At 72.1% G+C, this 13830-nt stretch carries 14 protein-coding genes; 5 read left to right on the top strand and 9 right to left on the bottom strand.

The features are described from left to right. Window positions 1-17: 17 nt before the first annotated feature. From HDC37_RS02315 to HDC37_RS02300, 4 genes are all read right to left on the bottom strand, one after another. The gene (locus HDC37_RS02315; RefSeq protein ID WP_179558760.1) at window positions 18-707 is read right to left on the bottom strand and encodes a glycosyltransferase family 2 protein; all 690 of its coding nucleotides are present in this window, start codon (window positions 705-707) and stop codon (window positions 18-20) included. After that, entirely contained in the window at window positions 704-2086 is a 1383-nt protein-coding gene (locus tag HDC37_RS02310; RefSeq protein WP_308472055.1) for a PIG-L family deacetylase, read from the bottom strand. Before HDC37_RS02310 ends, HDC37_RS02315 begins: the two co-directional genes overlap by 4 nt. Beyond that, a complete protein-coding gene (locus HDC37_RS02305) occupies window positions 2083-3114 on the bottom strand; it encodes an acyl-CoA dehydrogenase (RefSeq protein WP_257021236.1) in 1032 nt (343 codons plus the stop codon). Before HDC37_RS02305 ends, HDC37_RS02310 begins: the two co-directional genes overlap by 4 nt. An 84-nt stretch (window positions 3115-3198) precedes the next feature. After that, window positions 3199-4017 (bottom strand): alpha/beta fold hydrolase, encoded by an 819-nt coding sequence (locus tag HDC37_RS02300; protein WP_179558758.1) that lies wholly within the window; start codon window positions 4015-4017, stop codon window positions 3199-3201. An 86-nt stretch (window positions 4018-4103) separates the two neighbouring features. Between HDC37_RS02300 and HDC37_RS02295 the strand changes: the two genes are divergently transcribed. From HDC37_RS02295 to HDC37_RS02285, 3 genes are all read left to right on the top strand, one after another. Next, window positions 4104-6167, top strand: coding sequence for a sensor histidine kinase (locus tag HDC37_RS02295; RefSeq protein WP_179558757.1), 2064 nt, complete (start codon window positions 4104-4106; stop codon window positions 6165-6167). Next, the gene (locus HDC37_RS02290; protein ID WP_179558756.1) at window positions 6157-6816 is read left to right on the top strand and encodes a response regulator transcription factor; all 660 of its coding nucleotides are present in this window, start codon (window positions 6157-6159) and stop codon (window positions 6814-6816) included. Before HDC37_RS02295 ends, HDC37_RS02290 begins: the two co-directional genes overlap by 11 nt. A 112-nt stretch (window positions 6817-6928) precedes the next feature. Next, window positions 6929-7639 (top strand): hypothetical protein, encoded by a 711-nt coding sequence (locus HDC37_RS02285; protein WP_179558755.1) that lies wholly within the window; start codon window positions 6929-6931, stop codon window positions 7637-7639. 13 nt (window positions 7640-7652) lie between these two features. Here the strand turns inward: HDC37_RS02285 and HDC37_RS02280 are convergent, their stop codons facing one another. Next, on the bottom strand, window positions 7653-8108 hold the full coding sequence (locus HDC37_RS02280; protein WP_179558754.1) for an SRPBCC domain-containing protein: 456 nt from the start codon (window positions 8106-8108) through the stop codon (window positions 7653-7655). Continuing rightward, on the bottom strand, window positions 8101-8415 hold the full coding sequence (locus HDC37_RS02275) for a helix-turn-helix transcriptional regulator (protein ID WP_179558753.1): 315 nt from the start codon (window positions 8413-8415) through the stop codon (window positions 8101-8103). Before HDC37_RS02275 ends, HDC37_RS02280 begins: the two co-directional genes overlap by 8 nt. 107 nt (window positions 8416-8522) lie before the next feature. Between HDC37_RS02275 and HDC37_RS02270 the strand changes: the two genes are divergently transcribed. Next, the gene (locus HDC37_RS02270) at window positions 8523-9830 is read left to right on the top strand and encodes a CoA transferase (protein ID WP_179558752.1); all 1308 of its coding nucleotides are present in this window, start codon (window positions 8523-8525) and stop codon (window positions 9828-9830) included. On the opposite strand, the gene HDC37_RS02265 is transcribed toward HDC37_RS02270, so the two are convergent. The 3 genes from HDC37_RS02265 to HDC37_RS02250 all read right to left on the bottom strand — a co-directional run bounded on the left by HDC37_RS02265 (window position 9776) and on the right by HDC37_RS02250 (window position 12640). Further along, window positions 9776-10420, bottom strand: coding sequence for a GNAT family N-acetyltransferase (locus HDC37_RS02265; RefSeq protein ID WP_179558751.1), 645 nt, complete (start codon window positions 10418-10420; stop codon window positions 9776-9778). The two genes, HDC37_RS02270 and HDC37_RS02265, sit on opposite strands and share 55 nt — an antisense overlap. A 372-nt stretch (window positions 10421-10792) precedes the next feature. Then, on the bottom strand, window positions 10793-11734 hold the full coding sequence (locus HDC37_RS17015; RefSeq protein ID WP_257021235.1) for a putative glycolipid-binding domain-containing protein: 942 nt from the start codon (window positions 11732-11734) through the stop codon (window positions 10793-10795). 105 nt (window positions 11735-11839) lie between these two features. Next, window positions 11840-12640 carry an HAD family hydrolase gene (locus tag HDC37_RS02250; protein WP_218869268.1) on the bottom strand — a complete coding sequence of 267 codons (801 nt, stop codon included), beginning with the start codon at window positions 12638-12640 and terminating at the stop codon, window positions 11840-11842. A gap of 60 nt (window positions 12641-12700) precedes the next feature. Between HDC37_RS02250 and HDC37_RS02245 the strand changes: the two genes are divergently transcribed. Continuing rightward, entirely contained in the window at window positions 12701-13795 is a 1095-nt protein-coding gene (locus HDC37_RS02245) for a glycerate kinase (protein ID WP_179558750.1), read from the top strand. Window positions 13796-13830 lie beyond the last annotated feature (35 nt).

Below are 13830 nucleotides of genomic sequence, written 5' to 3'. Positions count from 1 at the left end.
GAGGCCGAGTGTACGGCTCAGGCGAACTGCGCCGCGGTGGCGCGGACGAAGGCGGCGTACCCGCCGGGGGTGCGTCCTTCGAAGCGGCCCGAGGTCATCACCTCGGCGACGTCGCTCGGGGTGATGATGGCGCCGAGCGCGCGCGCAGCCTCGACAAGGCGGACGTCCTCGTGCTCGGGCACCTCGGTGAAGCCGCCGGCCGCGCGGTACACACTCCCTCGCACTCCGAGGTTGGCGCCGTGGGTGTTGCCGGGCGGGCGGCCCCGGTGGTGCGTCGCCCGCCAGTACGCCACGTGCGCGGGTGCGAGGTCGGCGAAGTCAGGACGCACCGTGCCGAGCATGAGGTCGGAGCCTGCGCGCATCAGCGTCAGCTGATGGGTGAGCCAGTTCGCGGGCACGACGGAGTCGGCGTCGGTGTTCGCGATCCACACCTGGGCGAGGTCGGCCGGATCGAGTCGGCGAAGCGCCGCGCTCACCCCGGCACGGCGCGCGGTGCCCACGCGCGCCGCCGAGACCTCGACCAGCGTCACGTCGAACTCGGCGGCGATGGCGGCCGACCGATCGGTGCAGGCATCGAGCACCGCGACGACCTCGACGCGCGCCCCCGCCCGCGCGGCGGCCTCCTGCGCGACGGTGAGCGACGCGAGGCAGCGAGCCAGCAGCTCTTCCTCGTCGTGCACGGGCACGACGACGGCCACCGCGGTCACAGCATGCCCGTCTCGCGCGCGACGGACGGCGCCGGCGGGCGTGCGAAGACCTCGAGCAGGAAGTCATCCTCCTCGTGCCGCACCACCACCGCGAGGTCCTTCTGGGTCCGAAGCGCGATGTGCACGCCGTCGCCGCTCACCGGGTTCGTGTCGACCGCGTACCGCCAGTGGCACGCGACGAGATGCCCGTCGGGGCGGAGCGAGCTGATCGCCCGGGCGATCGCGCGTTCGAGGTCGGGGGCGTCCCAGAAGTAGCCGACCTCCGACATGACGATGAGGTCGAACGTGCCCTCGGGCCACTCCGCCGGGAGCGTCGCCTGCCGCAGCTCGACGTTCGCCCGACCGTCCAGCCGCTCGCGCGCGGTCTCGAGCGCCGCCTCGGCGAAGTCGATGCCGAGGAGCGCGTCGCACCGCTCGGCGAGCTGCGCGGTGAGCACCCCCGTTGAACACCCGAGCTCCACGGCCCGCTCGTACCGCGGCCGCGGCAGCGATGCGAGCAGCACCGCGCGCTTGCGCTCCTCGTACCAGCGGGTCTCGAAGCCCCACGGGTCGGGGCGTCGCGCGTAGAGGTCTGCGAAATGCTCCTGCGGCGTCGATCCATGCCACGCCTCGTCGGGCGCGGGGTCGTCGTCGAGGCGGATCAGCGTTTCGAAGCCGCGCGTGAAGTGCTGCAGCATCCCGCCGCTCACGATCGGCTCGTCGCCCGGTGCACCAGACAGCGCCGCCGTCTGGCTGCGGTGAGCGGCAAGCGCCTCGCCCTTCGCCCGGCGGGCCTCCGCGCTGAGCGGCACCAGTTCGATGTGGCCCCACGGCGGGTCATCCGCGGTGCCCCAGTGCCAGAGCCAGATCGGGTACGCCCGGTAGCGCACGCCGAGGTGCCGGGCGACGGCGTGTGCGGCCTCACCGGCGATCCGGTGATCGCGGTGCGCGTCACCGGTCCACGGCGAGACGACGAGCGTGCGCGAGCGGGGCGTGCCGACGGTCCGCACGAGAGCGTCGATCTCGCCGGTCAGCCGCGTCTGCACCGCATCGAGGCCGCCGTCGGTATGGCCGAGGAAGGCGACGGATGCCGCGGGGCAGACCTTCTCGAGGGCCTGCCGCACCTCACCGCGGCGCACCGAGCGCAGGTCGTCGGGCGTGTGGGTGGGCGAGCCGGGGTGGGAGTTCTCCCCGTCGGTCGCGACGACGACGATGACCCGGCCACCGCGCGCGGCGACGGTGTGCATGAGCCCGGCGACGCCGAGCGTCTCGTCGTCGGGGTGGGCCGAGATCACGACCAGCGCATCGACGTCGGTGTCGGCGGGGGGAAGTCGGCGCGCGTCGAACGCGGCCTGCCAGCGCTCCTCGTCGGTGCCCGGGTCGAGATGGCTGAAGGTCACCACGGCTGCTCCGACATCGTGAGGTCGCGCCCGATGCGCGCCGCGTCGCGCGCGCCGTGGTGCTGGCGGAGATAGAGGTGCAGGTCGGCGGCGCGACGCGCGTGGGCCTCGTCTGCGACGAGCGGCAGGGGCCCGAGCGCGAGGTCGGCCGTCTCGAGCGCGGCCGTGGCCGCGCGGGCGGTGATCGTGCGGGCGCGATGCGCGAGGAGCCCGGCGTCGGCGCGGGGGCCGGCGGAGAACACGTCGGCCGTCTCGGCGAGCACCGCGCGCGCCGCCCACAGCGCCGCATCGGCGTCCCCGAGGTGCAGGTGGGCGATCTGATCCGCGCGCTCGGTGCTCGCCGCGGCCCGAAGCGCCGGCAGCAGACCCATCGCCCCGCCCCACCATGCCGCTGCCACGCCCACGCCGCCGTGGGCGAAGCCGGGGCGCCGCAGGTACCAGCCGACGTCGCCGACCGGCTCCGCCGGTGTGCCGGCGAAGTCGACCGGCGCGCTGACCACCTGGGAGAGGCCGCGGGCGTGCCAGGGGCCGGCGTGCGGCGTCACGGTTCCATGTCGAATCGGAACGGCGAAGAGCCGCCGGTCCTCGTCGTCGACCCACGCGGTGACGAGCGCGTGCGAGAGGGATCCGGCCAGCGAGCACCACGGTTTGGTTCCGCGAAGCGTCCAGCCCGTGGCATCCGCCTCGGCCGTCAGCCGCGTGCCGGCCCCTTCGGCGGCGAAGACGCCCCAGGTCGCCGCCTCCTCGGGCTCCACCCCCGCCTCGCCGAGGATGGCGAGTGCGTCCAGGTGCGGTTCGAGGATGCGCGCGGCGCCGACGTCGAGGAACGCGGTGCCGGCGAGCAGCTGCCAGCGGTCGGTGAGCGAGGCGTCGGCGGGCAGCATCCGTCCGACCTCGGCAGCCCAGGCGAGGGTCACGGGCACGTCGACGCCGAACCCGTCGATCACCGCCGCGGCGGCGATCGCGTCCTCGACCCCGTCCGCCGGCTCGACGAACAACGACAGGCGCGGCGGTTGGGGGGAGGTCATCGGATCCATTCCTTCGGACGGATCCATTCTGTCGGGGGCCTCTTTCCGCGGTCGTGGGCTTGTCGCCCGCGCAACGCCCTGGTATCAGCCGGCGACCCTCCCGGTGAGCCATTCGCGCAGGAGGCCGAGGAAGGGCTGCGGGTACTCGATGCTCGGCACGTGCGCCGTGCCGGGGAAGACATGGAGGGATGCACCGTCGACGGCTTCTGCGAGATGCTCCGCCTGCGCCCGCGCGGCGGACGTGTCGTGCTCGCCGACGATGAAGAGGGCGGGCACCGTGATGTCGCCGAGACGCCCGTACGCCGGCGGCTCCATCGGCACCGGCTGAGGGTCGCCGTCGAGAAGCGGCTTGTTCGCGTCCCCGAGCTCGCGAAGCCGCTGCAGGAAGAGCGGATCGACGTCGGCGGTCTCGCGCGTCGGACCGACACCCCAGAAGAGAGCTTCCAATTCGACGAGGCGATCCCAGTCCCGCGCCTCCTCGGCCTCTTCGATCGGCGCCTGCAGCTCCCTCTCGCGCGCAGTGGGCTCGACCGCGGGGAAGCCGCTCGGCCCCGACCCGATCGTCACCAGTCCCGCGACGCGGTCGGGGTACTCCAGTGCGGTGTCGATCGCGACCGCTCCGCCGTACGAGGCGCCGATGAGGATCGCCTGATCGACCCCCGCCGCGTCGAGCACCGCGACCGCGTCGGCGCGGTTCGAGTACTCCACATCGTCGGAAGGGCTGTCGCCGAACCACCGGAGGTCGTGGCGGATGACGCGGAAATCGCGCTGCAGGTCGGCCCACAGCGGATCCCACATCGCCGAGGTCGCGATTCCGACGTGCAGAAAGAGAAGCGCCGGTGCGCCCTCGGGGCCGGCGGCCTCCCAGTGGAGGCGGGCACCAGCGTGATCGAGAGTCGGCATGGGGAACACCGTACCCACCGCGAGGAGCGGAAGACAGGGACACGTGTCCCGTGACACCGGGACACGTCAGCTGGAACGATGATCGGATGACCCGCGCCGCCGCCAGCCGCGCCACCACCCTCGTCGCGGTGGCGATCTCGATCGTCTCGGGAATCGGCGCCCTCGCCCTCGACCTTGCGGTGCTGCCGGCCCACCCGAACCCGCCGCTGTCGTCCGGCTGGTCGGGCGTTCTGCCCGGGGTGGCGATGCTCATCCCCGGTGCGCTCCTGCTGTGGCGGTTGCCGTGGCATCCGATCGCCGTGGTCCTGACGGTCTTCGGCGTCTTCTGGATCGTCGACGGCCTCGCCTCGGCGGCGGTCAACTACGCCTGGTACTTCGACCAGGCAGCGTGGTGGGCTCCGCCGGCCTTCTGGTTCTTCAGCCGGTTCGGGGCGGTGCTGATCTTCCCGATCATCCTGCTGCTGCTCCTCTTCCCCGATGGGCGCCTGCGCGGCCGGGTCTGGCGCATCGTCTCGATCGTCGCCATCGTGCTCGGGCTCGTGCTGCCCTTCGCCTTCCTCTTCTCCCCCGCCGAGGCGCTGAGCCTCGACAACGACGACCGCACCGACCTGCTCGCCGCGTTCGAGCCGGCGCTTCCCACACTCCCCCTGCCTCTCGGAGTGTGGCTGGGCCTCCTCGCCGCAGCCGTCCCGTGCCTCGGGCTCGGCCTCCTCCTGGCCCTCCTCGTCTGCATCAGCCGCCGCTTCGGCGCGACCCCGGTGGAGAAGGCGCAGCTGCGCTGGCTGGTGTGGTCGGCCCTCATCTTCCTCGTGGCTCTCGTCTTCGTCTTCCCGAACGTGCCGACGGGCCTGGTCGACCTGCTGCTCGGGGTGACGATCGGGCTCGTCAGCGCGTCGGTCGTCGTCGCCGTCACCCGCTACCGCCTCTACTCCATCGACCGGCTGCTGTCGTGGACGCTCGTCTACGGCCTGCTGATCGGCGGCATCGTGCTCGTCGACGTGCTGATCGTGCTCGCCATCGGCAGCGCGATCGACGACCGGGTCGCCATGCTCCTCGCCGTCGTCGCCGTCACCATCGCCTACGCGCCGCTGCGCGGCACGCTCTTCTCGATCGCCAGCCGCCTCGTCAGCGGCCGCCGCGGCGACCCCTACGCCGTCGTCTCGTCGCTCGGCGAACGACTCGACCGCGCCCCTGACGCGCCGGCTCAGCTTTCCGAACTCGCCGCCGCGGTGGCCGAGGCCTTCGGGTCGCGCTCGGTGCGCGTCGAACTCGACCGCCCGGGCGGAGAGGCGATGGTGGCGACGTACGGCACACCCATCACGGATGGCGCAGAGGTGCCCATCGACCACCGGGGCGAAATCATCGGACGCATCCTCATCGAAGCCGGCCGTCGCCCCGTCGTCTCCACCCGCGACCAGCGCCTCCTCGGCGATCTGGTACGGCTCGCCGCCGCTTCGGTCCGCAGCGCCGAACTCGGGCGCGAGCTGCAGGCGGGGCGAGAGAAACTGGTCCTCGCCCGCGAGGAGGAGCGCTCGCGTCTGCGCCGAGAGCTCCACGACGGCCTCGGTCCTCTCCTCGCCGGCGTCAAGCTGCGCCTGGAGACCGCGCGGAACCTCGCCGAGCGCGACCCCGCGAGATCGCTCGCGCTCGTCGACGCCGCGATCGACGACCAGTCGGAGGTGATCGGCGAAATCCGCCGCATCACGCAAGACCTTCGCCCGCCCGCCCTCGACGACCTCGGGCTTCTCGGCGCGCTCGACCAGCAGGCCGCGCGCCTGAGCGGCGGCGGCATGGCGGTGACGGTGACCGGCGCGGTGCCGCCCGACCTGCCGCCCGCCGTCGAGGTCGCGGCGTTCCGCATCGCCTCGGAGGCGCTGGTGAACGCCCACAAGCACTCCGGGGCCGCCCGCGTCGAGGTGGAACTCGGCGAAGAGGACGGGATGCTGCGACTGGAGGTCTCGGATGACGGGCGCGGTCTCGCGGCTCCAGGCTCGACGGGAGTCGGGTTGCACTCGCAGCGCGAGCGCGCCGCCGAACTCGGCGGCACGCTCGAGGTCTCCTCACGAGAGGGCGAGGGCACCGTCATCCGCGTTCATCTCCCCCTCCGATCAGTCACTGCACGAGAGGAGGAGGTCGCACATGTCGACTGAATCGATCCGGGTGATCCTCGTCGACGACCACCCCGTCTACCGCGAAGGGCTGTCGATGCTGTTGGAGTCGATGGACGGCATCGAGATCGTCGCCACGGCCGCCGACGGCGCCGAGGCGATCGAGGCGACCGACGCCGCCGACGCCGACGTCGTCGTGATGGATGTGCAGATGCCCCGACTCGACGGACTGGCGGCGACGAAGGAGATCGTGGCGCGGCATCCGCATCTGGCCGTCGTCATCCTCACGATGTCGGAGGACGACGAGACCGTCTTCGCTGCGATGCGCGCCGGCGCACGCGGGTATCTCGTCAAGGGTGCGAGTCAGCACCAGATCCGGGCGGCCATCACCGCCGTCGCGGGCGGCGAGCTCGTGTTCGGCGCCGCGATCGCACGACGCGTCGCCGAGTTCTTCACCACGGGGCCCGCCTCCTCGCCTGCCGCGGAGGTCTTCCCGCAGCTGACCGCACGCGAGCGCGAGATCCTCGACCTGCTCGCCGCGGGGCGGTCGAATCCGCAGATCGCGCAGACGCTCTTCCTCTCACCCAAGACCGTGCGCAACAACGTCTCGAACATCTTCGCCAAGCTGCAGGTCGCCGACCGGGCCGAGGCGATCGTGCGCGCCCGCGACGCGGGACTCGGGCGGTCCTGACGTCCCGGGCCCAGGTCGGGACAATGGCGGGACGCCGCACCCTGGGGGCCCGGGTCGGCCGGACGGGAATCTGGAATCACCAACCAGAACCGCCCGAAAGGCACACACCACCATGGATCTCTTCACCTCCACTCCCGCCTCTGCCGCCGCCGCGGCACCCGCCGCGCCCGCCGCGAAGAGGAAGGTGCGCGAGCCGCTCGGCCCCGTCCGTCCGAATCGCCTGCAGCGCATCGGCGGCGCCGGACTGATCGCCGCGCCGCTGCTGTTCACCGTCGGGTTCCTCACTTCGCCGCAGCAGACCTCGCCGGGCACCGCGGGCTACATCGAGTCGCTCGCCGCCGACCCGGCGCTGAGCCTCGTCTCGGCCAACGCCCTGCACTACGGCTGGGTCGCGCTCGTGTTCGGCGCCCTCGCCACCCTCGGCCTCCTCCGTGGCCGCCGCGGCCGGATCTTCCTGCCGATCGCCGCCGTGATGACCGCCTTCGGTGCCGTGCAGATGTCGGGTCTGCTGCTGTCGGACTGGTTTCTCGTGAGCGCCGGCAACGTGCTCTCGATCGACGACGCCGTGCTGATGGACACCGTCGCGAAGGAATGGTCGGTCGCGATCTGGCAGTTCTCGGGCATGATCGGCGGGCTCGTCGGGATCGCGCTGCTCTCGCTCGCCCTCGCACGGGCGAAGGCCGTCTCGTGGTGGATCGCACCGCTCGGCTTCCTGCCCTGGATCCTCCCGGCCTTCGGCCTCGGCCCCATCGGCGTGATCCTCGCGCTCGTCTGCTACGCCCCGCTGATGATCGCCGGAGCGCGCCTGATCGCCGCCCGCTGATCCCCCTCGCGCCTCACGGCCCGGTGACCGCACGGTCGCCGGGCCGTTCGGCGTCTGCGGCGAGCGCACTCAGCACGAATGTCCAGCCCTGCCGGTAATCCTCGGCGGATGTCGCATCCTGCCATGGGCCGCGATGCACGACGCTCACCCGCGTGGCACCCTCGAAGCGCGCGAAGGACACATCGACGATCTCCCCGTCCTGCACCCCGTCGACGTCTTCCCACCGCCACGTGAAGGAGAGGTGCGAGGGCTCGTCGACAGAGAGGTATTCCCCCGTCACGATGATCCCCGCGCGAGGTGCGGCGAAGCGGTACCTGCCGCCCACCACGGCGTCGGCGGCGATCTCGACATCGGGCCAGTGATTCCACCACCACGCCTTGAGGCCCAGCGGCGTCGTCCACGCCGTCCAGACTCGGGTGATGGGAGCGTGGATGAGGCGATCGAGCCGGAGCATTCGGCTGTCAGACATGAGCGTCCAGGGAGTCATCGAGGGCGTCGAGCTGGTCGTTCCAGAACCGCCGGTGACGCGCCATCCAGCGCTCGATCTCATCCAGCGGTGCACGATCCAGTTCGTAGATGCGCCGCGAACCCTGCGGAGTCACACGTACGAAGCCGGCGTCGCGCAGCACCCGGAGGTGGTTGGACACGGCGGGCTGCGACACCGCGAACTCCGCGCGCACATGCTCGGTCAACTCGCCCGCAGTACGCGGCCCCGTAGCCAGGTCCTCGACGACCCGCCGCCGGACGGGATCGCTGAGGACCGTGAAGGGGTGCATCCCGCAAGTATCACTTAGACGTGATATCAGCGTCAACTGACAAAAGAAGGACCAGCGGTCATGAGGTGGACCTGTCGAGACGGGAGGAGCGGTGCTTCACTGTCGGGATGACGCTCGGAGCAGTGGGAACGCAGGTCGCCGACGCGCTCGGCATCGACCCGGCGGCGAGAGAGCGCATCGCCGAACCGACCGGATCATTCCCCTGGGGCGCGCATCTCCCGGTCGGCACGCTCGCCACCGACAGCGTCGCGCTCGCCTCGCTCGCGATCGCCCTTCACGGCGCGCGAAGCGGCCGCGTGCGCGTCGACCGGGAACGGGTCGCGGCCTCCTTCGGCAGCGAGCGGCTGCTGCGCATCAACGGCGCAGCGCCGTCGGCGTGGGCGCCGCTGTCGGGGTTCTGGCGCGCCGCAGACGGCTGGATGCGCACGCATGCCAACTATCCGCATCACGAGCGGGCGCTGCGCACGCTGCTCGGTCTGCCGGATGATGCGGGGACGGATGCTGCTGCCGCCGCCATCTCGGCGCGGTCGGCCGCGGAGCTCGAGCACGTCGCTGCCGAAAGGGGGGCGATCGTCGGCCGGGTGCGGACGCCGGAGGAATGGCTGGCGCACCCGCAGGGTCACGTCGTCGCCGCAGCGCCGATCATCGAGCGCCGCCGATGGGGTCATGCGGCACCGCGCACCTGGCCAGGCGACGCTGCGCCGCTCGCCGGCGTGCGAGTACTCGACCTCACACGGGTGATCGCCGGCCCGATCGCCACACGAGACCTCCGCCTCGCCGGGGCCGAGGTGCTGCGGGTCGACTCGCCCCGCCTCCCCGAGACGGGATGGATCCACCTCGACACGGGGCAGGGCAAACGCTCGACCCTGCTCGACCTCGGACGGCCGATCGACCGCAAGACGTTCGAGCGACTCCTGGCCCGGGCGCATGTCGTCGTCACGGGCTACCGCCCCGGGGCGCTCACGCGCTTCGGTCTCAACCCGGGAGAGCTCGCCGAGCGGCATCCGGGGCTCATCACCGCCTCGATTTCGGCGTGGGGCACCGAGGGACCCTGGGCCGCGCGCCGCGGGTTCGACAGCATCGTGCAGGCGGTGAGCGGCATCGCGACGATCGAGAGCGCCGATGGCAAGACTCCCGGCGCGCTGCCGGTGCAGGCCCTCGACCATGCGACCGGGCACTTCCTGGCCGCCGCCATCGTGCAGGCACTCGGCGCCCAGCGGCAGGAGGGCGGGTCGACCGACATCCGCATGTCTCTCGCTCGCACCGCCCACGCGCTGCTGACCTCGGCAGACCCGGCGACCGAGCCGGCTTCGCTCATCACCGCTCCGCCGCCGCTGGCGTTCCCGGGCGCGCCGGAGCACTACCCCGTCGTCGGGGGCGAGTGGGGCGCGGATGCGCCGGACTGGCTCAGCTGACCGTCGGAGCTCGGCAGAACGGTGATCCGCATCACGGTCTTGCTCTTGCCGATGTGGCGCTCGAAGGTGAAGCCGGCCTTTTCGAACATCGCGCGGGTCCCGTTGTGGAGGAAGGACGACGAGGTCCGCTTGCCGGGCACGAGCTCGTTCGGAAACGACACGACCTCGCCTCCGCCGGCCTCCGCGATGAGAGCGAGCGCGCCGTCGAGCGCTTCGCGCGCAACGCCCGAGCGTCGGTGGTCGCGGTCGACGAAGAAGCAGGTGATGCGCCAGGGGGCGGGCCGCGTCTCCCCGGCGTCGTACTGCTTGCGGTGATAGATGTTCGGCAGGTCGTCGGGGCTTCCAAACTGACACCACGCGATCGCCGCGTCCCCGTCGAACACGAGAGCCGCCCGGGCGACGCCCTCATCGACGAGGCGTCGTTTGAAGCTCGGGCCGTCGTGGTCGGCCTTGACCGTGGCATCCGTGTCGCCATGGAAGTACGAGCAGTAGCAGCCGCCCCACACCCCGTTGTGCTTCTGGGCAAGGGCCAGCCACGCGGGGAACGTGTCGGGCGTCAGTGGCTTGATGACGTGGCCTGTTGCGTTCATGGCGCCCATGCTGTCACGCAACCGGGCGCCCGTCCCCCTCGCCGGAGGGCTCCAGCCCTCGCGCGATCGGCGGAACGGCGGAAGGGACGGCGCGCTCGGCCCGTGGAAAGGCGACGCGGCACGTGAGGAAATCCGAACGGCATGATCTCCGGGCAAGGGAGGGCACGAGGGGGAGGCGCGGCCAGCAGCCCGCCCGACGTGGGTGTGGCGTCAGCGGCGCCGTCGCAGCGTGGCTGTGACCGGGCATCCCTCCCCCTCGCGCCGGACCGTCTGACGCGGCACCCCCATGCCCACGTCGTCGATCCGTTGTCGGCAGGATGTCACGGCACGCGCGCCGGACGTGGGACCAAGGTCCCGCGCTCGCCCGGGCGGTCAGCCGATCGAGCGGAAGAGGCCGGGGTAGTCGAGCACGAGACCCTCGTCGTCGACGGTGAGAACGGCGCGGAAGTCCGAGTCGCGCGACTCATAGAGCCACTGCCGCTCGTCGAGCCGGGTGTAGCGCTGCGGGTCGCGCACGACCGTGAGGGCGGGCACCGCGATCCATGCGGTCTCGATATCGGCGCTCTCACCGATCGCGAGGGCGAGACGACGGACGGGGAGGGTGTTGGTCAGCGGCGTCGCCTGGATGTCGATCTCGCTCGCCCCGTCGAGGTCGCCGCGGTGCTCACCGTTCACGAGCCAACGGCCATCTGAGAACGACAGGCTGAGTGTGCGTCCATCGATGGCGAGATCGGCGGTGCGGAACTGGCCCGCCTCGTCCGCGACCACCCGGTAGTCGAGGCGGTCGGCGCCGAGGTCGACGACGCCGACGGCGGTCATGCCGGAGACGGTGAACTCGACAGTGCAGGTCTCGGTGCTGGCGGCCTCGAGCCCCTGCCACGTGATGCGCGTCATCGACGTCTCCTCGTGCTGAGCGCGGGACTCGGCGAAGTCCGCAAGGGCGGCTTCCGTGGGCAGATCCACGCGCAGTCGGATGCTGTCGGTCGCCGGCCCCGCGCCGTTGACGACCGCTGCGCCTCCGAGCGTATCGAGGTGCGGTGCCACCGTCGCCGCCACGCGCGACGGCAGGTACCCCACGTCTCGCCCGTTCGAGATCACGGCGACCCGCACCGGGCGTCGAGAGCGGCGATCGGTCTCATGACGCAGCACGTACAAGCGCCGGCGGCGGTGATGCCGCTCGGGATCGTTCACGACGTAGTGCGTGCGTTCGAGTGCGACTCGCCGCGAGGGCAGATGACGCAGATCGGGAAGATCGACGTGACGACGAGACCGGCCGGTCACGACGTGGACCAGGTGTTCCCACCATGTCGGCATGAGCGCCCCTCCTTGACTGTGATGCGCCTTCTTCAAGGCGGAGCGTTCACCCATCGTGTCACGGCAGCCTGGACATCACCCCGGCGGCCCGGCGGACGGGGTCGATCAGGAGAGCGCGAAGAGGTGCTCGAGCACCTGGGCGACGCCCTCGTCGGCCGTTGCCGGCGCAGTACGGTCGGCGACCTCATGGACCGTCGGGTGCGCGCCCGCCATCGCGTAGCCCGTGCCCGCCCACGACAGCATCGGGATGTCGTTGGGCATGTCGCCGAAGGCGATGACCTCGTCCGGATCGACGTCCAGGCGGCCGCAGAGGACACGGAGGGCGCTGGCCTTGGTGACGCCGGCCGCGCTGATCTCGACAAGGCCCGGCATGGTCCAGGTGACGGTGGCGGCCTCACCGACGATCGCGGTGACCTCGCCCTGCAGGAGGTCGGGGTCGACGTCCGGGTCCCGCACCAGCAGCTTCACCGCCGGATCGGTCCAGATCTCGTGGAGCACACCGCGCGGGGCGTCGGCGACCGCGGTACGCGCGGCGAATCGGGGGTCGAGGCGGATGCCGTCGGCGCACTCGATGGCGAACCGAGCGCCGGGAAGCTCGGCGGAGATCGCCGAGGACAGGGCGAGACCCTCCTCGGCCGCGATGCCCGTGAGCGACACGATCTCCCCGGCGTGGGCGTCGTAGGTGATCGCGCCGTTGGAGACGATCGCCATGCCGTGGTTGCCGACGTGGGGCCAGAAACCTGTCATCCACCGCAGCGGGCGGCCGGTGACGAAGACGACGGGGACGCCGGCGGTGTCGAGACGGCGAAGCACGTCGGCGGTGTAGGCGGGGAGCTCGAGCGTGCCGTCGGGCACGAGGGTGCCATCGATGTCGGTGGCCACCAGCGTTCGACGGCCTGCGTTCACGACTCCAGGCTAGGCGGCGTGGAGGGGATCTGGGCCCGTTCGGCCTAGCCTGGCGGGACCATGACTCACCCATCCCCGTTACCCGTCGTCGTCGCGATCGACTCCTTTAAGGGCTCGATCCGCGCGGCAGACGCGGCGCAGGCGATCGCCGAGGGATGGCGGAGCGTGGACCCGGAGCGCGAGATCGTCCTCTGCCCGATGGCCGACGGCGGGGAGGGGACGCGGGATGCCTTCGCCGCGGCGATCCCCGGGGCGCGACGCCAGCCCTCCTGGCTGCTGCTCCCCGCGACCGATGACGCGCAGGACAGGACGGGCGTGGTCGAGCTCGCCTCGACCTCCGGGATCGAACTGCTCGGCTCACCACCGCGGCTCAGACCGTGGGATGCCGACACCCGAGGCTTCGGCGAGGCGATCGCCGCCGCGCTCGCGCACGGGGTGTCACGGCTGATCCTGGGCATCGGCAGCAGCGCCTCGACCGATGGCGGCGCGGGGATGCTGACCGCCCTCGGCGCACGCTTCACCGATGCCGCCGGCCAGCCGATCGCACCGGGCGCGCGCGGGCTCGCGACGATCGCCGCCGCCGACCTCACTCGCCTCGCTCCCCCGCCTCCCGGCGGCGTGACGGTCCTCACCGATGTGACGAGTCCCCTCCTCGGCGAGCGCGGCGCAGCCGCGGTGTTCGGCCCGCAGAAGGGTGCGACCCCCGACGACATCCCCCTCCTCGACGCCGCGCTCGCCCGCTACGCCGACCTCCTCGAGGCCGACCCCGACACACCGGGCGCGGGAGCCGCGGGCGGCACGGGCTTCGGACTGCTCGCATGGGGCGCGCGCCTCGTGCCGGGCGCCCAGGCGGTGGCGCAGCTCATCGACCTGCCGGCACGGCTCGCCGCGGCATCCCTCGTGATCACCGGCGAAGGATCCTTCGACGCGTCGTCGGCGGCCGGCAAGACCGTCGCCTACGTGCAGGATCTCGCGGCAGCGCAGCGCCTGCCGGTCGCGCTCGTCGCCGGGCGGGTCGCCGACGGCGCCGCCACGACCGGCTTCGCGTCCACGACGTCGCTGACCGATCTCGCCGGGTCGGCACCCGCAGCACTGGGCGACCCGGCGCGATGGCTGCGGTTGGCGGGAGGAGAGCTGGCACAACGGTTCGGGTAGCTCAATCAGAGCCACCCGCTCGCGCGGGCGGTAGC

The sequence above is a fragment of the Microbacterium sp. AK009 genome (genome assembly GCF_013410955.1).
In the GTDB taxonomy this organism is placed as follows: Bacteria; Actinomycetota; Actinomycetes; order Actinomycetales; family Microbacteriaceae; genus Microbacterium.
This window is presented reverse-complemented; position numbering and strand designations above follow the sequence as displayed.